Origin of the sequence: Klebsiella sp. C239, assembly GCF_048822715.1 — a bacterium.
Classification (GTDB): domain Bacteria; phylum Pseudomonadota; class Gammaproteobacteria; order Enterobacterales; family Enterobacteriaceae; genus Klebsiella; species Klebsiella quasipneumoniae.
The window spans coordinates 142,620-165,922 of record NZ_JBMEZK010000008.1; the positions used below are offsets into that span (position 1 = coordinate 142,620).

Genomic DNA, 23,303 nt, shown 5'->3' on the forward strand with positions numbered 1-23,303 from the left:
TTTCTTTTTGCGCCTATGCGCTTCCTGTCGCCAGCTTACGTCTCGGTAAAAACAACCACAGCACCGCCAGCATCACCAGCGCGTACAGACTCTTCCAGCCGACCATCGCCAGCAGCAGCAGACAGAGAATGCTGCCCACCGCCGCCAGCAGCCGATAGCGCCCGCGCAGCAAACGACAGCCCGCCAGCATGCACAGCAGATAGATCATGATGAAAATGCCGTTGGCATAGACGATCAGCGCGTCCAGATTGATATCGAGAAAATAGATACACAAGGTGCTGACCACGCAGGAGCCCAGCACGGCGTTGAGGGCGTTGCGTGGGATCTGCCGCGGCGACAGCCTCGCGAGGTAGCTCTGTGGCTTATGCTGCGCCTGCGACCAGACCAGGCGGGCGAAGCTCTGAATATAGATGTTGAGGCTGGCGAAACAGGCGAGGTAACCGATGACGCAGGCCACCCACAGCGCTTCGACGCCGAACAGGCGGACCACGATATTCGGTAATGACGCCGCCGCCGCCATCTCCTCGCCAAAGGCGTGGAAGTGCAACACCAGCACGGTGCAGGCCCAGTAGACCGAGCCGGCAAGCAGCAGGCCTATCATCAGCGCGCGGGGAAAATCGCGCTCGGGGTGTTTAAACTCCGAGGCGAGGTGGGCAAAGGCTTCCAGGCCGACAAAGCACCAGAACATCACCGACAGCGCGGAGAAGAGCTGGCCGCGGTCGATCTCCGCCGGGGCGGGGAAGGGGATCTGCGCCGGGCTTATGCCACCGCGCCACCAGACGGCGACGATCAGCGCCACGATCAGCACGGCAACCAGCGTCTGCAGGTTGGCGCTGGAGCTGGCGCCACGTGAACCGACCCACCAGACGATGGCCAGGGTACCCAGCTCCGCCAGCAGCAGCTGCGCATCATGCCAGCCGAACAGCGCCTGACCGAAGCCGGTGGCGATGTGCAGGGCTGCGGGGAGTCCGACCGGGATAACCGATAAAAACAGCCAGCCGGTGACGCTGGCCAGACGTGGGCCAAAGGCCATATCGACAAAGTGGGCCACGCCGCCCGCGCTGGGGAAATGGCGGCCCAGCAGGGCGAAGACGATGGCAATCGGAAAAACAAGGAGGATAAGCAACGGCCATGCCCACAGGCTGTTATCGCCAGCGACCAGCGCCGCCAGCGCCGGAACGGCGAAAACGCCGGTGCCCAGCAGTGAGGTGGAAAGCAACCCGACTCCCTGTCCCAGCCCTAACTCCTGTTTTAAACCACTCATGATTCCATCCTGCGCCAGTGAAAAGAAAGAGAGTATCACAATCGCTTTTCCTTATGACCGGTTGCCCGGTGGCGCCGCTTTTTGCGCGCCAGCGCAAAGGTAAAAATTTTTTTTTAATTTTGCCCTTGAAGCGGGAAATGGCCATCCCCATCTCTCTCTGCACTAGCCGGTAAACCGCGTTCGGCCCGGCGTCACCCATAACTGATAATGACTTTCTCGAAGGAGAGCTATCAATGAGTATTCGTCCGTTACATGATCGTGTGATCGTCAAACGTAAAGAAGTTGAAACCAAATCTGCGGGCGGCATCGTTCTGACCGGTTCTGCAGCAGCTAAGTCAACGCGTGGCGAAATCATCGCTGTCGGTAAAGGCCGCATCCTGGAAAACGGGACCGTGCAGCCGCTGGACGTTAAAGTTGGTGACATCGTGATTTTCAACGATGGCTACGGCGTGAAGACTGAGAAGATTGACAACGAAGAAGTGCTGATCATGTCCGAAAGCGACATCCTGGCAATTGTTGAAGCTTAATTCGCACGACCCTGAACGAATTTGAGGAATATAAGAAATGGCAGCAAAAGACGTAAAATTCGGTAACGACGCTCGTGTAAAAATGCTGCGCGGCGTAAACGTACTGGCAGATGCAGTTAAAGTAACCCTGGGCCCGAAAGGCCGTAACGTGGTTCTGGATAAGTCCTTCGGTGCGCCGACCATCACCAAAGATGGTGTTTCCGTTGCACGTGAAATCGAACTGGAAGACAAGTTCGAAAACATGGGCGCGCAGATGGTGAAAGAAGTTGCCTCTAAAGCGAACGACGCGGCAGGCGACGGTACCACCACCGCAACCGTACTGGCTCAGGCTATCGTGAACGAAGGCCTGAAAGCTGTTGCTGCGGGCATGAACCCGATGGATCTGAAACGTGGTATCGACAAAGCTGTCGTTGCTGCTGTTGAAGAACTGAAAGCGCTGTCCGTACCGTGCTCCGACTCTAAAGCGATTGCTCAGGTTGGTACTATCTCCGCTAACTCCGACGAAACCGTCGGTAAACTGATCGCGGAAGCGATGGATAAAGTTGGTAAAGAAGGCGTGATCACCGTTGAAGACGGTACTGGTCTGGAAGACGAACTGGACGTAGTTGAAGGTATGCAGTTCGACCGTGGCTACCTGTCTCCGTACTTCATCAACAAGCCGGACACCGGTGCCGTTGAGCTGGAAAGCCCGTTCATCCTGCTGGCTGACAAAAAAATCTCCAACATCCGCGAAATGCTGCCGGTTCTGGAAGCCGTAGCGAAAGCGGGCAAACCGCTGGTTATCATCGCTGAAGACGTTGAAGGCGAAGCGCTGGCGACCCTGGTGGTTAACACCATGCGCGGCATCGTTAAAGTGGCTGCGGTGAAAGCACCGGGCTTCGGCGACCGTCGTAAAGCTATGCTGCAGGATATCGCCACTCTGACTGGCGGTACCGTTATCTCTGAAGAGATCGGTATGGAGCTGGAAAAAGCGACTCTGGAAGACCTGGGCCAGGCGAAACGCGTGGTTATCAACAAAGACACCACCACCATCATCGATGGCGTTGGCGAAGAATCCGCAATCCAGGGCCGTGTTGCTCAGATCCGTAAGCAGATCGAAGAAGCGACCTCCGACTACGACCGTGAAAAACTGCAGGAACGTGTCGCTAAACTGGCTGGCGGCGTGGCAGTAATCAAAGTCGGTGCGGCTACCGAAGTTGAAATGAAAGAGAAAAAAGCACGCGTCGACGACGCCCTGCACGCAACCCGTGCTGCGGTTGAAGAAGGCGTGGTGGCTGGCGGCGGCGTAGCGCTGGTTCGCGTTGCAGCGAAACTCACTGGCCTGACCGGTCAGAACGAAGATCAGAACGTCGGTATCAAAGTTGCGCTGCGCGCAATGGAAGCGCCGCTGCGTCAGATCGTGTCCAACGCCGGTGAAGAGCCGTCTGTTGTGGCGAACAACGTGAAAGCCGGCGACGGTAACTACGGTTATAACGCGGCAACTGAAGAATACGGCAACATGATCGACTTCGGTATCCTGGACCCAACCAAAGTCACCCGTTCTGCACTGCAGTACGCGGCTTCCGTGGCTGGCCTGATGATCACCACCGAGTGCATGGTGACCGACCTGCCGAAAGGCGACGCGCCTGATTTAGGTGCTGCTGGCGGTATGGGCGGCATGGGCGGTATGGGCGGCATGATGTAATCGTGCGCTCTACGGCATAAAAAAGCAGAAACCCCTGGCCAGTAATGGCTGGGGGTTTTTCTTTTGGCGCGCTTTTTAGTATAAGGCTTATACATAAAAATCATTTAAGCTGCATCAGAGCGGCAAGCACCTCCGTATCGGAAGCGACTAACTAGCGCGACCGGCTAAGGAATGAAAGCGGCTCATGCCGACGCAGTTTGAAGGATGACAGGTTTACATCCGGGCCAGTGCGTCCAGCTCATCGATCATGGGGATTAACATGCAGGTAAAATATTTAGCAGGGATTGTCGGCGCAGCCTTACTGTTGGCAGGTTGCAGTTCCAGCAATGAATTAACCTCTGCCGGCCAGAATGTGCGCTTCGTGCAGGATAAGCCGGGCGCAGAGTGTCAGCTGTTAGGGACCGCGACGGGTAAACAGAGCAACTGGCTCTCCGGCCAGAATGGCGATGAGGGTGGCTCCATGCGCGGTGCGGCGAACGCTCTGCGTAACCAGGCAGCAGCCATGGGCGGCAACGTGATTTATGGCGTCAGCAGCCCGACGCAAAATCTGTTGTCGAGCTTTGTGCCCACCGACAGCGAGATGAACGGCCAGGTTTATAAGTGCCCGAACTGATGCGCGATGCCTCTCTCTGCGAGCGTAGAGAGAGGCGTGACCGGTAGAAGAGGGTCAGGCGTTAAGCTCCGCTTTCTTCTCCAGATAGAAGGCATGCAGGGGACGCAGACACTCTTCCAGGCTGAGCATTCTTCCTGGCTGGGAAGGAATAATGGTACTGAAGATTTGGCATGGCGCCAGCGCCGTGTGCATCGCCTTAAGCTTGGGGCTTTTCTCAATAAGGCGTACTACCACGCTGTTTTCCATTTCAGATAAATGTGGCGCACTGGTTTTTACCACCGCTCCGGAGACAATTTTCTTGCCTTCGTCCGTCTCGCAGCAATAGAGCACGCCCAGATAATGGGAAAACAGGTTTAGCTTCCATTCTTCCTGGGGATACTGCTGGTAATCAATATTCGGCTGAGTAGTTAAGTCGACGCTGTAGCACATTAAAAAATCCATATTTGAACTTAAATACTGGATAAGTTCCTGATCGCCGACTGTTTTTAATGCCTGTTGAATACCGATTATCAGGGCTTCAACCTGTCGGTCATCAATAGTTAACGTCTTAATTTGCTCATCCTGAAATACCAGGATCAGCGTTGACTGCGTTTCGCCAGGTTTAAGCGTAATAGACATTATACGCCGCTCAGGAGAAGGCTGTTGTATTTCAGCCATTTCTACCGTGGGGATATGGGTTACGAGTGTTTCGTTATAAGCGATAATCTCATCTTTGTAAGCCTCGCCTTTATTTTCAAGTCGCTGAAAAATTAAGGCCATTCTACTTTGCAATATCAGAAGCAGGTCGGATAATACGGGTGCCTGAAGATAGAAAATCTCACAGGTATCATTCGCTTTCTTGACCTTAAGTAACAGCGCCAGGAAACGCTCTTCAAAAGTAATTCCTGCAGTATTAAAACCAATAAACGTTCCTTGCATAATCTTCTCCTTTATTAAGCGGTAGCCATCGACTTCGATTGTGAGAGGTCAATAACGCGATCGGCTGATGCAATGGTTGATGGCCGGTGCGCGACAATAATTCGGGTGATACTTAACGCTGAAATCGACTGATTGATGACCGACTCATTTCTGAGATCCAGGTGACTAGTTGCCTCATCCATAAACAGAATACTCGGTTTACGGTACAAAGCACGAGCGATCAGGATACGCTGCTTTTGACCGCCGGAAATGCCCAGCCCCAGTTCGCCGACAATGGTTTCGTATCCCATCGCCATCTTCATGATTTCATCATGGATGTTGCAATGTTTGGCACATTCCATTACGAATTCCAAATCGGGGTTATCATCAAAACCACTGATATTATCGATAAGTGAACCTGAAAAGAGACGATCCTCCTGAAGTACGCAGGCGATACCGAGACGATAGTTATTTAAACCAATTTTTTGAATCTCCAGATTATCCGCCAGTATTTCGCCGGAGTCAGGTGAAAGCAAACCGCACATGACTTTCAACAGCGTGGTTTTGCCAACGCCAGATGGGCCAATTAGCGCGACAGACTCGCCTGGGGCAACCGTTATATTCAGATTGGTAAAAATGGGTTGTGAAAAAGGATCGTATTGATAACTCAGGTTCCTGACTTCAAGTTTCACGCCGGTGTTTTCTGTAAACACACGTCGGGATGGAAGTTCTTTTTCCGGTTCGCTAAAGGCGATTTCAGATAGACGTTCATTATGAAGCGAGAGCATACGAAGCTGCATCACCAAATCAATGAGATTCGATGCACGTTGAGAAAACTGGCCTCGATAAGCATTAAATGCCATAAACATACCGAGCGTCATCTCATTATCAATTACCATAATGGCACCCAACCACAGTACCACCACCTGATCGATAGAGGTGATAAAGGTATTAATCCCACCAAACATCATATCAAAGCGAGTTTGCTTAATACCTGCGTTACTGGCATCAACGTTAAGATTCAGCCAATGCTGCGAGCGACGTTCTTTTAAATTTAATGCTTTGATCGTGGAAATGCCATAAAGTGATTCCATAAAGTGAGAGTTAGCACGTGCCCCTTTAACGACCTGCTCTTCCGTTACGCGTCGATAAAAACTATAGGTAGCGAAGCGCATAATCGCATAGCAGACGGTAAAGCCAATGACGACCCAGACTAACCAGCCGCCATATAATGTCAGCATGACTAACAAACCGATCGTCATTATCGAATCGATGATGCCAGTGACAATACTGTTGGTAAAAATTGAACGAATGGTATCCAGAGACGAGAAACGAGACTGGATATCACCTAAGTGTCTTTTCTCGAAAAAAGATAATGGCAAACTTGCCAAATGATCGAATAGCGTTGTTTTCCATTGAATGTTTGTCAACGTATTCAACGTTAACGACGTCCATGCTCGGAGCATGCTAATAAACGTGCGGAATAGCGTAAAAAATATTAAACCAATACAAATAACAGAGAGTAAACTTTCATCGTGCGCCATAATGACATGGTCAGTTACTAACTGTGTACCAATAGGCAACAGGAGGCCAATCGCTTCTACCACAACAGAGAAAGCAAAGATCTTAATCAGCGCCGATTTTAAACCAACAATTTTATGCATTAAATCCAGGAGTCGTAAACGGGATTTCGCCTCCTCTTGTTGGAAGTTATGATCAGGCCAGAGTTCAAGCGCAACGCCGGTAAAATTATTTGACATCTCACTGATGCCAATGATTCGTTTACCCAGCGCGGGATCGTGAATCACAAATCCGTTTTTCTTTACTTTTGTAAGGACTACATAGTGGTTCATTCCCCAGTGGATGATGCAGGGAAGCTTAAGCTGTTTTATTTCATCGAGGTCGAGCGCTAGCGCACGGTTTTTTAAACCAGCCTGCTCGGCTGTTTTGCTTAGAGACAGCAGTGAGGAGCCCTGTGAGGGGCTACCGAATCGTTGACGAAAATTAAATAAATCGATATTTAACCCATAATAACCACAGACCATCGCCAGACAGGCAACTCCACATTCCGATGATTCTGACTGTAGAATAACAGGCGTTTTGTTAACCAGAGAAAAATTTAGCTTTGCAACAATGGTTTTGAACAGTTCGTTAGTCATGGATTGGCCCAGTAATGCTTTGAGTTATCTTATACACAGGGGTAAACATCCACATATAAAGTGGGCGCTCTTCGAGAAATACAACGGCTTGAGCCTTCAGTCCATTCGAAAGCGAAAGCGTTTTACCATTGTAATTAAAGGTTTTGTTTTCAATTTTGACAATGGTTTTATAGAGTGCCAGTTCCTGCTGATTCGTTCCATTATTAACATTAGTGTATTCAGACAGTTCCTGTCGGGATGTCGGGACCGAAGATATTGAAAGTATTTTTCCCGGGAATTGCCCAAATTTATCGGATGGGAAAGCATCATAGCGGATGTTAATGACATCACCCGGTTTGACATAAGGTATGCTATTATTAGGTAACCATAAAATAAGATAATATTCTATATCACCAGTGGGTTTGATTTGCGCTAAACTGCTGCCTTTGTCGACCATTTGTCCTTTTGTTACAGCCAGCGATTCAATGCGTCCTTCTGTGGTTGCTTTAATAATGACATTACCATTGGCATTTGATTCAACCAACTGGTTTTTGTAATCATTAATCTGGTTTTCCTGAGATGATATTTGGTTGTCAAAATCTGCCGTTTTTGTGATTTTATCGCTATTTAACTGGGTTACCTGGGATTCCAGTTGCATTTTCTGACTGACCAAAGACTGATAGGTACTCTGTTGTTGAAAGTATAATGAATGCTGATAGTTATACTGATCTTTGGTGATAAGGCCATCACGAAGATATTTATCGTAACTGGAAAGATTATCATGCATTTTCTTTAAACCAGTCTGCGCATTAACCAGCATGCGGTTAGTTTCTTTTAACGAATCATTGATGGTTTTTAGCTGTTTATCTAAAGATAAGCGAGTTTCTTCTTTATTATGAGAAAGTTTGGTGATGATATCTTCAGCGTTCGCAATCTTTTCATTAATGACTTCTATTTGCGCCGTACTGACGTTGCCTGTTGTTGTATTTCGGGAGATGTCAATTTCATATAAAGACTGTCCTTTGGCGACAAGGTCACCGACTTTTGCATATTGGGAAATAACAAACCCTTGCTGTGGCGCATAAACATTGACAGAATGAGGTAAAGTAATAACTTCCCCACGAACATCAATGCGTTGGGTAAAGGTACAAAATATTGTGGTGGTTATTAGAATGGCTAAAAAGGCAAAAGAAAGTAATGCAATAAGCCATGCTGGAAGCCCTGCTAGCAGCAAAGCCTTTCCTTTCCAGTGATGCTTTTTGTATTCGATCGCTTCCTTGCGATAGATTTTTTTCAACATGGTATTCACTTACGAGAAGTTAAAAGGCCTGAAACTCCAGGCCTTATTTAATAGTCGGCTGATGTCAACAAAATATTGAATCAGTTATGAGCGCTAAAACTTAGTTGCTCCAGAAATTAAAGGTGCCGTCGAACACGCCACCAACGCCCATTTTTGCATACTCGAGGGTCAAATCCCAACCGACAACACCTGCTGCAATACCAAAGCAAACACCACCAAGGATAACCCCGGCGATCATTCCCACGCCCTGCCCGATGGAGCCGATACCAAAGATACCACCGCTTACGCCACCCCAGCGGCCTGCAAATGCTGTACCTGCAAGAGCTCCCAGAGAAGCCCCAAGCGCGATGGCGCTAACTTCTTGAAAAGCCCAGGTTGCGATATCAGATAAAGTATCAGTCAGCGCGCCACCAGAAATTTCTTCCATTTCAAATACAGTTAATTGATGCATGATTAGTCCTTTAACTAAAATTAAAATTATATATTCATTCCAGACCAGAAGTTGGTCCGCAGAGAAGATAGTCGTTGCTGTAGTATGAATCAACTCAACTTAATGTGAATTGTTGATGAAATTTAAAATTTATGCTCGATTAATACTCTATACTTTTAGCTTCACGACTTAGCAATTCATTTTAGAATGTGAAATCACTCTGTTATTATTGATGTGCTCCCGATGATATCTCCTTATTTTTACACATTTACATATTACAGTGCATTTGGTTATTCACAAGGGAATAAAAAAGGTGGATATCATTATCCACCTTTTATGCGATTGTAATTTTGTTTATTCTTCCTGAATAACCACCTCAAGCATCGCTTTTACATGCCCGGCCGTGACTTCAGCGCTATTATCGCTCATTCGATAATAATCGGCGGTGAATTTAAATTGTTGCGATGCTTGAGCGCTGGCAAAACTGTATGTCTCTGCATCATAAAATATAACCGGGCTATTATCTTTTTTGAAGATAATGCCAACGTTGCTTGCTGCTCCGCTTCCTGTTAGCAGATTATCGATGATACCATTCCCCGCAGGGCTGGTGCCACCAACTGGGTTAAACCAATAGTAAAGTTTATTACCAATTGAACCCGCTGGGCATGAAACGTCCATTGTGATAGTTTTCTGTGATGGGGTTGTGCCGCCCCGAGGGATTGACATTAATGTATTTTTTTCAATTGTATTTAAGGTGATTTGGCTAGGCCCTGATACTGAAATGTCACATGAGGTTGCTCTATACGAAATACTCTTGAACTTTAGGGTCGCTGTGAGCAAAAGGCGGTCAGATGGCCTGGGGTTGGTGTTTAAGTTACCCGCAGAGAATTTAAATACCGGATTGGTACTGACACCGGATGTATCAATGACAGGCTTCGTTTTGATTAACCATACTGTCATGAATCTATAATCATCATTAGATCTCTTTATAGGTACAATCATTGATTGAGCAACTGCTGGTTTAATTGACCCATGTTTGCTGTCCAGAATATCTGAAAATTGAAAACCAATACCATCAATCCCTGTTTCATAAACCGGCTTACCCATGATACCCGTGACGCCTGGCACCTCAGGTGCGGTTGAATCAACAATGTATTGATCCCCCAGTAATTTATTACACTCAAAGGTTTTATAGTGCCCGGTACCGACTTTTTTGGTATACAAAACTGTACCTACTGGTATTGTTGGATCCGTTGCGATTTTCGGACTTAGGTTGAATAACACCGTTCCAGTAGAATCAAAATAATCACATTTTGCAACTGCCTCACTACAGCAAAATAGTAGACATAAAAAAACAAGTATTTTTCTCATTCTTTATTGTTCCTTGGTCGATATTAGCGACAAACCGTTTCGATTTGACTGATGCCAGACGCTTTGCCTTCCCTGGCCGGTAAAGTAAAGGAAGCATTGCATTGCTGCGCCGCGCTTTTGCCCCATTGCACGTTAAGTATTCCGGTTTGCTGCAGGCCGGACATATAGACCATCCCGGCGTCGCTGACGATGCTTGGCTGCGACTTGCTGTCGCCGGCGAGCAGCACCATCGCGCCATAAGGCACGTCCTGGCCGCTGGCCGTTTTCAGATGGACAAATGCGCGCTGGCCGATATTACCGGCATAATTGGCCCGCACGATGGCGCCGCGTGTCGGAACGACGCTCTGCGTGGTTTCCGGAAGCTCCATATCTTCGCCAAGCGAAGTACTATCGAGGGTGATATCGGTGCGACGATAAGGCGTAACGTAAGGTACGATGGCGTAACCACGATAGTCGGTGGTGATGGTGTTATCGTTGGCCAGCTTGACGTTATCCAAACCTGGGGCCTTAACCAGTACGGCGGCATCGGTGATGTCCTGACCAAGCGTGACCCCATCGGCATGAGCGACAATGCTGCCGTTGGCCCCATAGTCTATACGCTCGCTACCGCGATCGTAGCTGTAACCGGCATTGACGCTGCCGCGAGCACCGTTATAGGTTGCGCGCATATCGCCGCTGTAGTATTCCCGGTTGCTGTATCCTTGCTGCAGGCTCCACTCCAGGCTGTCGTTATCCAGCGCGTTACCACCGATGGAGACCGACTGATCGGTAGACCCCGGATTACTGTTGGTTAACTGATAACTGGTATAGGTGCCCGGTAGCCAGTTGCTCAGCGGCAGCGTGACGGTCAGCGAGATACGTTGATCGTCCTGGGCGTCTTTCCCGGAGTTATTCCCGCTCCAGGTATAGCGGTTATAGCTGTACCCGAGGTAGTAGTTTACATTGCGGAAGCCACCGTTGTACCCCACGCTAATCGACTTGTTGGTGCGCTTATCGTCCCAGTAATCTTCAATCAATCCACTGATAGACAGACTGCCGAGGCCTTTACCCAGGCTTTGATTCAGCGTCAGATTGGTGCGGTTGCGCAGCGAGCGAGGAGTATACTTGCCATCATTAGAATAGCTATCTAACACTTCAGAGAGGGTATTAAATCCGCGGGTGGAATAGCGGTAGCCAGCGATAGTCACGTTTGTACCGGTTTCGATAATATTTTTCCCGTAACGGACACGCCATGACTGCCCAGAGGTCTTTTCGTCGTCTTTCATTTTTGACCAGGCCTGGGTGACGTCTGCCGAGGCGGCGCCAAGCTCGCCGAGGTTATAGCCGAGGCCTGTTGACAGCGCCTGATAGCGCGATGCGGCCTGCACCCCGCCATAAAGCGTCAGGCTGCTGGAGACACCGTAGGTCGCGGTAGCTTGCGTAAAGGGCGTTTCATCGACCCCGCCGTCGTAAGGACGATATTTACCAGACGTAATTTCATATTCCAGCTGATCTTCACGGACCATCACCGGCAGCGTAGCGAACGGTACGACAAACTCCTGCTTAGAACCGTCGGACTCTTCCACGGTGACGTAAAGGTCGCCGCTACCGCCGCTCGGGTACATATCGGTGATTTCAAACGCGCCAGGCGCCACGTAGGTCTGGTATACCTGGTAGCCGTTTTGTTTAATGAAGACACGGGCGTTGGTTTTGGCGATACCACGGATAATCGGCGCATAGCCGCGCATACTTTCCGGCAACATTGATGTATCGGTGGCCAGTTGAATACCGGTAAACGGTACACTGTCAAAGATGCCTGAGAGTGACGAGCTCTCGCCCATCACCAGGTTACTGTTGATGGGACGAATGCTGCGCTGCATGTAGAGATAGGCTGAGTCCCAATCACCCGCATCGCCGTTGTTTTTATTCCAGGTGCTGAGGTTACGGATACGCCATGGGCCAACGTTGAGGCCAGACTGCAGGTTCAGGCTGTAGTATTCATCATTGGCCTGCATGTCGTTTGAGCCGCTGAACTGATAGTTCACCAGCAGGGCGTTGATGCCGTCATCAAACTGATCCGGTGGAATATATCCCTGTGCGGTGGTAGATAGTGCCGCCTGCGGAATGGATATATTCAAGCGCTGGACGGTAAAGTCGAAATCCGCTTTGGTATCCGGGATGACTGAAAGATTGGCGCAGCCGTTTTTATCCTCGACCAGTTCGGGAAAGGCTTTAACCCGTACGCCATACTCTGCCAATGTTTTCAGGCTCAAACAGGGCACCAGGGCGGGCTCTCGATTATTCCCAGTGGCACGGCTATTCGCAACAAACTTCATTGTCCTGGTATCCAGATAGCGACCATTAAACATGATATCTACCCGATAATCCCCTGGCGCCTGTGCGTTCTGCGTCTGGAAAATAGATAAGTCGGGAGTGGTTGATGGATCGCTACCATTCAATGAGCTAATGAATGAAGGATCGAAAAAGTCACGTGCTTGCGCTTTATTATTCAAACCAGAAAGCAATGCCGGAAGCATTGCGAGGAAGACCGCGGATAGTTTGAATAATCCATTATTCTTATTTGGCATAGACACATCCCTATAATGATAAAATAAAATTCTTATTACAGCGATGAGGAATAGAGCGATCCTGCTCCGCCATAATCATTAACTACTTTCCAGTTGACGCTGGAGGCATTGATATTTTCTTTTAATGTCACTTCTTTGGTCGTCATTGGAGCGACCGAGTTGACTTCCGGCTTCACTTCTTTGCTACCAATCTGAACACTATGGAAATAGAAGAAAAACGGTGTTGGATTTTTAATCGTCAGTTTTGTGCCTGATTTCCGCCATTCGAGTTTTTTGGCTTCAATGTTTGGAGAAAGGTCGAAAAGTGCTTTTGGACGATAGACCAGACGCATGCGGTGGCGGACCGCCAGTTGAATAGTATTGGCGTTGGCTTTCTCATCGTCCGCCGGCGGGATGGCCATCACGTTAAAATAGTATATGGATTCCCGGTCGTTCGGGGCATTGACGTTTCCGGTAGAAAATAGACGCACGGTATTCTGCTGCTTACCCTCAAGGCGGAATAACGGAGGTGTAGCCATAAAAGAGGGCGTTTTCCCTGCCGGCGCTTCAACCCAGGATTTAATCAGATAAGGGATGTCATCTTTATTTTCGATTTGCGCGGTGATTTCACGCGCACCTTCTTTATAGAGGTAGCGGGTGGATTCAATCACAATACCAGCATGGGCAATACTACTGAGGAGTAATGCACAGGATGCGGTGATATTTAATAAGTTCCTGAACATGGTTTTTCTCTGAATGCGAAAAAGGGCCCGCCGTGAAGCGGAGCCCTTCGGGGAAAAATTAGAGGGTATAATCGATAGTAAAGGTCGCAACACCTTTAACCGGACCTTCGGTAACCGGAGTCGCGGAGTTCACTTTCACATAACCAGTGGTGTACTTCAGCTGAGTGCCGCCAGCTGCAGTGTAGCTTTCGGTCATGAGGTCAGAACCGTCGAAGCCTACGCGGTGTGCATCACGTACGCGCTGGATACCGATACCAATGCCGGTAGCGCCGCCAGGTGCGGTGTTGTCCAGGATGTTAGCGTTGCTGGAGGCACCGGTCACATTGACGGTTACAGCAGTAACCGGAGTGGCGCTACCCTGTGCGCAGTCTTTCACGTCAAAACCGAAGTCCTGAGTTTTAAACAGAGCACCAGCCGCTTCAGCATTCGCTTCGGTAGTGGTCACGGTCATCAGCTGAACGATACCGTTGTTCAGGGTACCCGTCGGAGTCACGACGCAAGAGTTAGCTGCATCAGAGACTTCACCCAGTACAGTTACCTGAGCGGTGTTGGTTGCCATTACCTGAGCACTCAGAACTGCAGAAGCAGCGACCATTACAGCTACGATTGTCTTTTTCATTTAATTAATCCATATATAGATACTTAGTCCTGTGTAGAATCGATAACAGTTATCATGGGAATGGAGTATACATTCCTATTGATATTGAAAATAAGCGCCAGCATTCCTTATATAGTGCTGAAACCTACCTTCCTGTTGAACGACGCTACAATATCACTTGCCATAGCGAACCATGGAGAAGCGGGGGTAATTTAAAAGTCTGGTGCAAAAAATGCTTGTGAATTCTTGATGAAGCACATGTGAATTTAATAATGACCTTTTCTAATGAGATGTTGAGTTAGGTTGAGATAAATTTAATCCGAAAATGTGGCTTTTAAACAAGATAACTATCGCTTGTCATTTTTTATGCGGTATCCTCAAAGCTGAAGTCAATGTGAACTGACCCCGCTTCTGTCTGAAGCGATAATGTTCACGCCATGGTTTAGCTGGGATTATTTATTTTTGTTATGGATAATAGGGTTGCGTGGGGCAAGGATATGGATGACATTGCATTATTTAATGGCTGTATAATTAATCAGGAGATTATATTTAATGCCAATATGAATGAGCTGCGACCGCTTGCCGGGAATGGGGAGAGCATCAGCCTCAATGCGCCTACCGCCAGATGCTTGCTGCTGCTATTGCAGAATTGCGGCAAAGTGATTTCTCGGGATGAATTTCTGGCGGCTGTATGGGAAACACGGGGAGTGGTAGTTTCGCAAAATACATTTTATCAAAATATCTCTTTGTTGAGAAAATCGCTGCTCAAAGCCGGACTATCTGAGGATATCATTATCACCGTCAGACAAAAAGGCTTTAGCGTCGCCCCGGATACTTTAGTTATCCCGCTCTCGGATGAAGAGTGCGAGAATATGAATCGGGAAAGATTAACGCATTTTCACAGTAGTAAAACTGCTGATGTCATTTTCAATGATACTGGGAAAATTGACCATAAATTAAGTCTTCCACTACCAGTGAATTTAGCAATCCAGGAGAATGATAGGCGGGAAAATAGCGTGAAGGTGGCAGAGAAAGTATCGGAACGATTACATATAACCTTTAAAGTTCCCACCTGGTTAATCGCGCTGATTGTCGTGATGATAGTTATCAATGTTATCGTACTGATCGTGTTACATCGATAATACGCCGCCGCTGGGGTTTATATCGAGAAGGTAACGGTAAAGTGGATTGCCGAGTATGTTAGTCCCAACCTGGCGGTGTATTCATATTAAGATGTCTGCCAGCACGACCTGGCAGACAAGGGAGGGGAGCTAACGCTGCTTCAGTCCTAAATCCAGCGGCGTCTTGCTGGGTTCGCCGCCGATCTCTCGCGCCAGCTTCGGCACCATATAGCCGGAGATGAGGGTCAACAGTTCACGCATGATTTCACGGGCTTCATCATCGCTGACCATAAAGTGTGCCGCCCCTTGTACCCGGTCCAGCACGTGCAGGTAGTAGGGCATTACCCCGGCATTGAACAGCGCATTGCTGAGATCGGCCAGGGCTTGCGCGTTATCGTTCACCCCGCGCAGCAGCACGCTCTGGTTAAGCAGCGTGACGCCCACCTGACGCAGCATGGCCATCGCCGCGCGAAACTCGCCGTCAATTTCATTAGCGTGGTTGACGTGGTTAACCAGGATCACCTGCAGCGACGAACGGTGGAAGCGGCTGGCCAGCGTCTCGGTGATGCGCGCCGGGATCACGATTGGCAATCGGCTGTGAATACGCAGACGCTTAACGTGCGGAATGGCTTCCAGCTGGGTCATTAGCCAGTCAAGCTCATGGTCCTTCGCCATCAGCGGGTCGCCGCCGGAGAAGATGATTTCATCAAGCTGCGGATGCTCAGCGATATAGTTCATTGCCGTCTGCCAGTTGCGCCTGGTGCCCTGATTTTCGGCATAAGGGAAGTGGCGGCGGAAGCAGTAACGGCAATTGACCGCGCAACCGCCTTTCACCAACAGCAGGGCCCGGTTGCGATATTTGTGCAACAGGCCGGGCACGACGCTGTGCTGTTCTTCCAGCGGATCGGTGGAGTAGCCGGGGGCGACGATAAACTCCTCTTCGGCGGTAAGTACCTGACGAAGCAGCGGATCGTCAGGGTTGCCTTTCTCCATTCTGGCAATAAACGCGCGCGGGACGCGCAGCGGGAACAGGCGTCTGGCCTCACGTCCGGCGAGCAGTTTTTCATCAGCGTCTACATTTAAAAGACGCAGCAGTTCATCAGGACTGGTCACAACATTGGCAAGTTGCGTTATCCAATCTTCTCTGGATGGGGTATTTAGGGTTACAATATGCGCCATTTTGTGGCTTAGCTACCAGTTAAACAATTTCAGAGGGCCTTATGGCGACTTACTATAGCAACGATTTTCGTGCTGGTCTTAAAATCATGTTAGATGGCGAACCTTATGCGGTAGAAGCCAGCGAATTCGTTAAACCAGGTAAAGGCCAGGCGTTTGCGCGCGTTAAGCTGCGCCGTCTGCTGACCGGCACCCGCGTTGAGAAAACCTTCAAATCTACTGATTCTGCAGAAGGCGCGGACGTTGTCGATATGAACCTGACTTACCTGTATAACGACGGTGAGTTCTGGCACTTCATGAACAACGAAACCTTCGAACAGCTGTCTGCTGACGCGAAAGCGATCGGTGACAATGCCAAATGGCTGCTGGATCAGGCTGAGTGCATCGTGACCCTGTGGAACGGCCAGCCGATCGCGGTCACCCCGCCGAACTTCGTTGAGCTGGAAATCGTTGAAACCGACCCAGGTCTGAAAGGCGACACCGCGGGTACCGGTGGTAAACCAGCGACCCTGTCTACTGGCGCTGTGGTTAAAGTGCCGCTGTTCGTCCAGATTGGCGAAGTAATTAAAGTGGATACTCGCTCTGGCGAATACGTATCCCGCGTGAAGTAATTTCACGTCATGATGACTGGCGCAGCCTCTGTGCTGCGCCGCTCTTTCTGTACTGGCACGACGAGCACGACACATGAAGCGCAGCGTAAAACTCCTGGCGTTACTGTTTCTGAGCAGCGCACTGCTGTCTGGCTGCAATACCGCCCGCGGTTTCGGTGAAGATATTCAGGGCCTGGGTCACGCCATCTCTCGCGCTGTAAGCTGACTTCCTTCCGTTTCGCCTGCCGCGATCGCCTTCCGGTGCGCCTGCTTCCTCCACGAATACTCCTTTTCTCTTAAAAAACGCAAAGATCCCTTCATCTGTGGACGGTTTGTCTATGCTTATAGGGCATGAAAACAAAACTGACACTAAGGATGACATTATGGTGAAAAAAACGATTGCAGCGTTCTTTACGGTTTTGGTCCTCTCTTCAGCACTGACCGCTTGTAACACCACGCGCGGTGTGGGCCAGGATATTTCAGAGGGCGGCAGCGCAATCTCTGGCGCAGCAACCAAAGCTCAGCAATAACAGCCTTCGACGGTACGGTTTTGCGCCGTACCGTTCTTCACTTCCCCCATCCTGTTGGATATACTCACTACGACTTTTCATCCACCTTACGGGACGACCCGTAAGCGTTTCTCATCCGGGGACGGCCCCAGCAAAGGAGCCTTATGTCCTGGATAGTCTTATTTATCGCTGGCCTGCTGGAAGTGGTGTGGGCCGTCGGCCTGAAATATACCCATGGCTTTAGCCGCCTGGTTCCCAGCGTCATCACCATCGTCGCGATGGTCGTCAGCATGGCGCTGCTTTCATGGGCGATGAAAACCCTGCCGGTGGGTACCGCTTACGCCGTCTGGACGGGGATCGGCGCCGTGGGCGCCGCTGTGACCGGTATCGTACTGTTAGGTGAATCAGCCAGCGCTATGCGTATCGCCAGTCTTGTCTGCATCGTGGTCGGCATCATTGGCCTGAAGATCAGCGCGCACTAGTTGTAGCGCTGATTGACCCAGACCAGTTTGCTGATATCAAAACCCTGCCGGCTGGCAATATCCAGCATCTGCTGCCTGACTTCCGGGGCGATGGTGGGGGCTCGCGCCAGTAGCCAGAGATAGTCGCGGTCGGGGCCGCAGACCAGCGCGTACCGATACTCCTTATCCAGAGCAATGACGTTATAGCTGCCATAGAAGGGGCCGAAGAAGGAGATCTTCAGCGCGGCTCGGCTGGGTTCGCCGGTAAAATACGCCACCCCTTCCGTTTTCTGCCACATGTCGCGGTCGGGGTTATAGCCTTTATTGACCACGTCCAGACCGCCGTCATCGCGCGGCTGCCAGGCGATCGTGACCTTTTCAAGCCCGCTTTCAAAAGGATGGTCGAAGCGGGCGATTTCGTACCAGGTACCCAGATAGCGCTGAACGTCGAAGGGGGTGACCACGGTGACGCCCGGCGGCGGGGCAGGGGTGCTGCAGGCGACAGACAGGAACGAGACGGCGACCGCGGTGATTATCGGCAGGATACGCATGGTATGCTCCTTGCTGGCTTTTAAGCTAAGTGTAGAGTCCGGCAGGGCAAAGGCGGCAAGATTTTTCTATGAAGCGAGCCCGGTAGCAGAATTGCTGCCGGGCTCTTGCAGGATCAGATAAACAGTACGCCAACGAGAGTAATGACGCTGAGGATCGCCGCCAGACCGTAGAAGACCCATTTGCCGTTTGGCACATGGATTTTCAGGTCGTGCATGGCGTGGTGAATACGATGCAGCCCACACCACAGCGGCAGGACAATCATCAGAAAGATGAACGCGCGGCCGATAAAGCTTTGGGCAAAGGCCAGCACGCGCTCATAGCTGAAGGCGTCGGCCGGGGCGAGCCCCAGCGGCAGCAAAATGCCCACCAGCAGCACCATCACCGGCGCGACAATCGCGCCCCACATGCCGCCAGCGCCAAACAGCCCCCAGAAAACGGGTTCATCGGAACGTTTCGGATTGGGATTAATCATCTCAGCCTCCTTACCAGAACAGGGCGACAAACAGGATCACCACGGTGACCACCGCCGTCACCACCCAGAGACCTTTAATCACCGGCTCTGGCCCCATTTTTTCGCCTTTGATGATGACGTTGGCGGCTTTCGGCGCCAGCTCGAACCAGGTTTTGGTGTGCAGCAGCGCCGCCGCCAGGGTGATCAGATTGAGGATCACCACCACTGGATTTTGCAGGAATCCGATATATCCCGCCCAGCTTTCGGCGCCGTGCTTGAGGGCAAACAGCCCGTAAATCAGCACAATGCTAAACCAGACCGTCGGCACCGCCGTGCCTTCCCGCACCATGTAGAAGCGATAAAACGGCAGCTTTTTCCACCAGGTGGAGGTCATCGGCCGCACGTAGGGTTTGCGTTTCGTCGTCATAATGCACTCCTTAGCGTGGTTTCAGGGTGGCGATAAGAAAGTCTTTCGAACTTTCCACTTTGCCCTGCTGGATCGCGGCCGCCGGGTCGACGTGCTTCGGACACACTTCCGAGCAGTAGCCCACGAAAGTACATGTCCAGACGCCGTTCTGGCCGTTAAGCTGCGCCATGCGTTCCTTTTTGCCGTGGTCGCGGCTGTCTTCGTTATAGCGGTGGGCGAGGGTGATCGCCGCCGGGCCGATAAACTCCGGATTCAGGCCGAACTGCGGACAGGCGGCATAGCACAGTCCGCAGTTGATACAGCCGGAGAACTGATGGTATTTGGCCATCTGGGCCGGCGTCTGCTTGTTTGGTCCCTGGTCCGGGGTGCGGTTATTGCCGATGATATAGGGCTTAATGGCCTCCAGACTTTCGATAAAGTGGGTCATATCCACCACCAGATCGCGCTCGATCGGGAAGTTGGCCAGCGCTTCAACCTTGATGCCTTTGGTGTAATCCCGCAGGAAGGTTTTACAGGCCAGCTTCGGTACCTTATTGACCATCATGCCGCAGGAGCCGCAGATCGCCATCCGGCAGGACCAGCGGTAGCTCAGGTCGGGCGCCAGGTTGTCTTTAATGTAGCCCAGCGCGTCCAGCAGCGAGGTCTGCTCATCGTAAGGCACGTCATAGAACGCGCTGTGCGGTGCCGTGTCGACCTCCGGGTTGTAACGCACCACTTCGACTTTCAGTTTTTTCATCTCAGCCATGGGTGGTCTCCTTCTTCTCAGCCGCTTCCGCTTCAGCGCCATAGACACGTTTCGCCGGCGGCAGCGTGGTGATCTTCACATCGCCATATTCCAGGCGGGTGGTGCCATCAGCCTCGCGGAAGGCGAGCGTATGTTTGAGGAAGTTGACGTCGTCGCGTTCGGTACAGCCTTCATCCAGACGCTGGTGCGCACCGCGCGATTCTTTACGGGCGATGGCCGAGTGCGCCATACATTCGGCAACGTTTAAACCGTGTCCCAGCTCAATGGTGTAAAGCAGATCGGTGTTGAATACGCTGGAGTTGTCGGTAATGCGCACGCGCTTAAAGCGCTCCTGCAGCTCAGCCAGCTTGTCGATAGTTTTCTGCATCAGCTCTGGCGTCCGGTAGATGCCGCAGCCTTCCTCCATCGAGAGCCCCATTTCGTCGCGGATTTTCGCCCAGTTTTCGTTACCCTCCTGGTTGACGAGATCTTTCAGACGACGCTCCACATCGGCAGCCTGCGCATCAAGGGCGGAGCCGTTCGTCTCGCCCGCTTGCGCGGCGCGTTGCATGGCCTGTTCCCCGGCCAGGCGGCCGAAGACCACCAGCTCGGCCAGCGAGTTGGAGCCCAGGCGGTTGGCGCCGTGCAGACCAACGGACGAGCATTCGCCCACGGCAAACAGCCCTTTGATGCGGGTTTCGCACTGTTGATCGGTTTCGATGCCGCCCATGGTGTAGTGCGCGGTCGGGCGTACCGGAATCGGTTCTTTCACCGGGTCGACGCCGACGTAGGCTTTCGCCAGCTCACAGATAAACGGCAGGCGCTCCAGCAGCTTTTTCTCGCCGAGGTGGCGCAGATCGAGGTAGACCACGTCGCCGCGCGGCGTGGGAATGGTGTTCCCTTTCCGCCATTCGTGCCAGAAGGCCTGGGACACTTTGTCGCGTGGGCCCAGCTCCATATATTTGTTCTTCGGTTCGCCGAGCGGGGTTTCCGGGCCCATGCCGTAATCCTGCAGATAGCGATAGCCGTTTTTGTTGACCAGAATCCCGCCTTCACCGCGGCAGCCTTCGGTCATCAGGATCCCGGAGCCCGGCAGGCCGGTCGGGTGATACTGCACGAATTCCATATCGCGCAGCGGCACGCCGTGGCCCAGCGCCATCCCCATCCCGTCACCGGTAACGATGCCGCCGTTGGTGTTGTAGCGATAGACGCGTCCGGCGCCGCCGGTGGCCAGCACCACCGCGTTGGCGCGGATCTGCACCAGCGTGCCTTCCATCATATTCATCGCCACCAGGCCGCGGGCCTGGCCGTCATCGACCAGCAGATCAAGGACGAAATGTTCATCAAAGCGTTGAATTTGGGGAAACTGAAGGGAGGTCTGGAAGAGGGTATGCAGCATGTGGAAGCCGGTTTTATCGGCGGCAAACCAGGTACGTTCGATCTTCATGCCACCGAAGCGCCGGACGTTAACGCTGCCGTCAGGGCGGCGGCTCCACGGGCATCCCCACTGTTCCAGCTGGGTCATTTCCGTCGGGCAGTGGTGAACGAAATAGTCGACGACATCCTGCTCGCACAGCCAGTCGCCTCCGGCGACGGTGTCGTGAAAATGGTACTCAAAGCTATCGTGATCCTGGGCAACGGCTGCGGACCCCCCTTCTGCAGCGACCGTATGGCTGCGCATCGGATAGACTTTAGAAATCAGGGCGATTTTGGCATTGGGGTTGGCCTGGGCGGCGGCGATAGCGGCGCGAAGGCCTGCCCCGCCGGCGCCAATTACGGCGAGATCGGCTTGAAAAGTGTGCACGACATTCCTCCAGTTTTAGTGTATTTCGCCGCCGGGCTGGCGAAAAAGTATCACTGCTCCTTTATAGGTACAGGAGTATAGCCGTAGGGTCAGTATGGAAAATTGACGTGTTCGATTTTTTTATCGGTATGTGCGGTTATTTATCAGTGATATTTATGCATTTAGGTTAACGATAGATTAATGGCATGTAATCTGCCGGGGATTGCACAAAATTTGTTTCACTCGCCGGTTGCGAGTAGACTTCGTGCCCTTGTTTGCAATCGGAGAAAGTACCATGAGCGAGACGGCAACCTGGCAGCCGAGCGCACCCATTCCCAATCTGTTGAAACGCGCGGCGGTGATGGCGGAAATCCGCCGGTTCTTTACCGATCGCGGCGTGCTGGAGGTGGAGACGCCTTGCATGAGTCAGGCGACGGTAACGGATATCCATTTGTTCCCGTTTGAAACCCGTTTCGTCGGCCCGGGCCACTCACAGGGACTCAATCTGTACCTGATGACCAGTCCGGAATACCATATGAAGCGCCTGCTGGCGGCGGGCTGCGGCCCGGTTTTCCAGCTGTGCCGCAGCTTCCGTAATGAAGAGATGGGGCGGCATCACAATCCGGAATTCACCATGCTGGAGTGGTATCGTCCGTGCTATGACATGTATCGTCTGATCAACGAGGTGGACGATCTGCTGCAGCAGGTGCTGGAGTGCCAGCCGGCGGAAAGCCTCTCCTATCAGCAGGCGTTCCAGCGTCATCTGGATATTGACCCGCTCTCTGCCGATAAAGCGCAGCTGCGCGAAGTCGCGGCGAAGCTGGATCTGAGCAATATCGCCGATACTGAAGAAGATCGCGACACGCTGCTGCAACTGCTGTTCACCATGGGCGTGGAGCCGCACATCGGCAAAGATCGGCCGACGTTCATTTATCATTTCCCGGCAACTCAGGCCTCTTTAGCGCAGATCAGCCCGGAAGATCATCGGGTCGCTGAGCGCTTCGAGGTCTATTACAAAGGAATTGAGCTGGCGAATGGTTTCCACGAGCTGACCGACGCCCATGAGCAGCGCCTGCGCTTTGAGCAGGACAACCGCAAGCGGGCCGCGCGCGGCCTCCCGCAGCAGCCCATCGATAACAACCTGCTGGCGGCGCTGGAGGCAGGTCTGCCGGACTGCTCCGGCGTGGCATTGGGCGTTGATCGCGTGGTGATGCTGGCGTTGGGCGCTGAAAGCATCGGCGAAGTGATCGCCTTTACGGTCGACCGCGCCTGATGGCGCTGTCACCTCCCGCCGCCTGCGGGCGAGGGAGGTGACAGGCCTCTCCTGACCTATCCCTCGCACGGTATCCCGGCATTCGCCCGAATACCCACAATCTCTCTCCGTGCTTTTGCTACTAT

The 23,303-nt window shown here is 51.6% G+C and carries 24 protein-coding genes; 9 read left to right on the forward strand and 15 right to left on the reverse strand.

Annotated elements, in window-relative coordinates; all coding sequences use genetic code 11:
* Positions 1-13 precede the first annotated feature (13 nt).
* Complete coding sequence (gene yjeH, locus ACOI6Z_RS20455) at positions 14-1,264, reverse strand: L-methionine/branched-chain amino acid transporter (protein ID WP_064155431.1); 1,251 nt, start codon at positions 1,262-1,264, stop codon at positions 14-16.
* Positions 1,265-1,497: 233 nt separating this feature from the next.
* Here yjeH and ACOI6Z_RS20460 point away from each other — a divergent pair, with 233 nt between their 5' ends.
* The 3 genes from ACOI6Z_RS20460 (at position 1,498) to ACOI6Z_RS20470 (ending at position 4,088) form a co-directional block, all read left to right on the forward strand.
* A complete protein-coding gene (locus ACOI6Z_RS20460) occupies positions 1,498-1,791 on the forward strand; it encodes a co-chaperone GroES (RefSeq protein WP_004152420.1) in 294 nt (97 codons plus the stop codon).
* Between the two features lie 37 nt (positions 1,792-1,828).
* Positions 1,829-3,475, forward strand: a complete 1,647-nt coding sequence (gene groL / locus ACOI6Z_RS20465; RefSeq protein ID WP_025712596.1) for a chaperonin GroEL — start codon at positions 1,829-1,831, stop codon at positions 3,473-3,475.
* Between the two features lie 259 nt (positions 3,476-3,734).
* Positions 3,735-4,088, forward strand: coding sequence for a DUF4156 domain-containing protein (locus tag ACOI6Z_RS20470; protein WP_044525174.1), 354 nt, complete (start codon positions 3,735-3,737; stop codon positions 4,086-4,088).
* 54 nt (positions 4,089-4,142) lie between these two features.
* Here the strand turns inward: ACOI6Z_RS20470 and yjeJ are convergent, their stop codons facing one another.
* From yjeJ to ACOI6Z_RS20510, 8 genes are all read right to left on the reverse strand, one after another.
* A complete protein-coding gene (gene yjeJ / locus ACOI6Z_RS20475) occupies positions 4,143-5,006 on the reverse strand; it encodes a YjeJ family protein (RefSeq protein WP_044525175.1) in 864 nt (287 codons plus the stop codon).
* Positions 5,007-5,020: 14 nt separating this feature from the next.
* Positions 5,021-7,144: a peptidase domain-containing ABC transporter gene (locus ACOI6Z_RS20480; protein WP_048296459.1), complete on the reverse strand. Its 2,124-nt coding sequence runs from the start codon at positions 7,142-7,144 to the stop codon at positions 5,021-5,023.
* Complete coding sequence (locus ACOI6Z_RS20485; RefSeq protein ID WP_044525177.1) at positions 7,137-8,423, reverse strand: HlyD family secretion protein; 1,287 nt, start codon at positions 8,421-8,423, stop codon at positions 7,137-7,139. The genes ACOI6Z_RS20480 and ACOI6Z_RS20485 overlap by 8 nt, the downstream gene beginning before the upstream one ends.
* A gap of 100 nt (positions 8,424-8,523) precedes the next feature.
* The gene (locus tag ACOI6Z_RS20490; RefSeq protein WP_044525178.1) at positions 8,524-8,874 is read right to left on the reverse strand and encodes a hypothetical protein; all 351 of its coding nucleotides are present in this window, start codon (positions 8,872-8,874) and stop codon (positions 8,524-8,526) included.
* Positions 8,875-9,207: 333 nt separating this feature from the next.
* On the reverse strand, positions 9,208-10,224 hold the full coding sequence (locus ACOI6Z_RS20495; protein WP_048296460.1) for a fimbrial protein: 1,017 nt from the start codon (positions 10,222-10,224) through the stop codon (positions 9,208-9,210).
* Between the two features lie 23 nt (positions 10,225-10,247).
* Complete coding sequence (locus tag ACOI6Z_RS20500) at positions 10,248-12,791, reverse strand: fimbria/pilus outer membrane usher protein (RefSeq protein WP_048296461.1); 2,544 nt, start codon at positions 12,789-12,791, stop codon at positions 10,248-10,250.
* 35 nt (positions 12,792-12,826) lie between these two features.
* Positions 12,827-13,513, reverse strand: coding sequence for a molecular chaperone (locus ACOI6Z_RS20505; protein ID WP_004206417.1), 687 nt, complete (start codon positions 13,511-13,513; stop codon positions 12,827-12,829).
* Between the two features lie 58 nt (positions 13,514-13,571).
* Positions 13,572-14,132, reverse strand: coding sequence for a fimbrial protein (locus ACOI6Z_RS20510; RefSeq protein ID WP_004206418.1), 561 nt, complete (start codon positions 14,130-14,132; stop codon positions 13,572-13,574).
* 476 nt (positions 14,133-14,608) lie between these two features.
* Between ACOI6Z_RS20510 and ACOI6Z_RS20515 the strand changes: the two genes are divergently transcribed.
* Positions 14,609-15,253: a winged helix-turn-helix domain-containing protein gene (locus ACOI6Z_RS20515; protein WP_044525214.1), complete on the forward strand. Its 645-nt coding sequence runs from the start codon at positions 14,609-14,611 to the stop codon at positions 15,251-15,253.
* Between the two features lie 129 nt (positions 15,254-15,382).
* Here the strand turns inward: ACOI6Z_RS20515 and epmB are convergent, their stop codons facing one another.
* Positions 15,383-16,411 (reverse strand): EF-P beta-lysylation protein EpmB, encoded by a 1,029-nt coding sequence (gene epmB / locus ACOI6Z_RS20520; protein WP_117129304.1) that lies wholly within the window; start codon positions 16,409-16,411, stop codon positions 15,383-15,385.
* A gap of 41 nt (positions 16,412-16,452) precedes the next feature.
* On the opposite strand from epmB, the gene efp reads away from it, so the two are divergent.
* The 4 genes from efp to sugE all read left to right on the forward strand — a co-directional run bounded on the left by efp (position 16,453) and on the right by sugE (position 17,989).
* On the forward strand, positions 16,453-17,019 hold the full coding sequence (gene efp / locus ACOI6Z_RS20525) for an elongation factor P (RefSeq protein ID WP_004206421.1): 567 nt from the start codon (positions 16,453-16,455) through the stop codon (positions 17,017-17,019).
* 73 nt (positions 17,020-17,092) lie between these two features.
* Positions 17,093-17,224: an entericidin A/B family lipoprotein gene (locus ACOI6Z_RS20530; RefSeq protein ID WP_004206422.1), complete on the forward strand. Its 132-nt coding sequence runs from the start codon at positions 17,093-17,095 to the stop codon at positions 17,222-17,224.
* A 157-nt stretch (positions 17,225-17,381) separates the two neighbouring features.
* Positions 17,382-17,528 (forward strand): lipoprotein toxin entericidin B, encoded by a 147-nt coding sequence (ecnB, locus tag ACOI6Z_RS20535; protein ID WP_004206423.1) that lies wholly within the window; start codon positions 17,382-17,384, stop codon positions 17,526-17,528.
* 143 nt (positions 17,529-17,671) lie between these two features.
* The gene (sugE, locus tag ACOI6Z_RS20540; RefSeq protein WP_004206425.1) at positions 17,672-17,989 is read left to right on the forward strand and encodes a quaternary ammonium compound efflux SMR transporter SugE; all 318 of its coding nucleotides are present in this window, start codon (positions 17,672-17,674) and stop codon (positions 17,987-17,989) included.
* Here sugE and ACOI6Z_RS20545 read toward each other — a convergent pair.
* From ACOI6Z_RS20545 to frdA, 5 genes are all read right to left on the reverse strand, one after another.
* Entirely contained in the window at positions 17,986-18,519 is a 534-nt protein-coding gene (locus tag ACOI6Z_RS20545) for a lipocalin family protein (protein ID WP_117129305.1), read from the reverse strand. The two genes, sugE and ACOI6Z_RS20545, sit on opposite strands and share 4 nt — an antisense overlap.
* A gap of 113 nt (positions 18,520-18,632) precedes the next feature.
* Entirely contained in the window at positions 18,633-18,992 is a 360-nt protein-coding gene (gene frdD / locus ACOI6Z_RS20550) for a fumarate reductase subunit FrdD (protein ID WP_002885526.1), read from the reverse strand.
* A 10-nt stretch (positions 18,993-19,002) separates the two neighbouring features.
* Positions 19,003-19,398: a fumarate reductase subunit FrdC gene (gene frdC / locus ACOI6Z_RS20555; protein WP_002885530.1), complete on the reverse strand. Its 396-nt coding sequence runs from the start codon at positions 19,396-19,398 to the stop codon at positions 19,003-19,005.
* Between the two features lie 10 nt (positions 19,399-19,408).
* Positions 19,409-20,143, reverse strand: a complete 735-nt coding sequence (frdB, locus tag ACOI6Z_RS20560; protein ID WP_048289693.1) for a fumarate reductase iron-sulfur protein — start codon at positions 20,141-20,143, stop codon at positions 19,409-19,411.
* Positions 20,136-21,926 (reverse strand): fumarate reductase (quinol) flavoprotein subunit, encoded by a 1,791-nt coding sequence (frdA, locus tag ACOI6Z_RS20565; protein ID WP_032454622.1) that lies wholly within the window; start codon positions 21,924-21,926, stop codon positions 20,136-20,138. Before frdA ends, frdB begins: the two co-directional genes overlap by 8 nt.
* Positions 21,927-22,200: 274 nt before the next feature.
* On the opposite strand from frdA, the gene epmA reads away from it, so the two are divergent.
* Positions 22,201-23,178, forward strand: a complete 978-nt coding sequence (epmA, locus tag ACOI6Z_RS20570; RefSeq protein ID WP_004206428.1) for an elongation factor P--(R)-beta-lysine ligase — start codon at positions 22,201-22,203, stop codon at positions 23,176-23,178.
* The last annotated feature ends 125 nt before the right edge of the window (positions 23,179-23,303 follow it).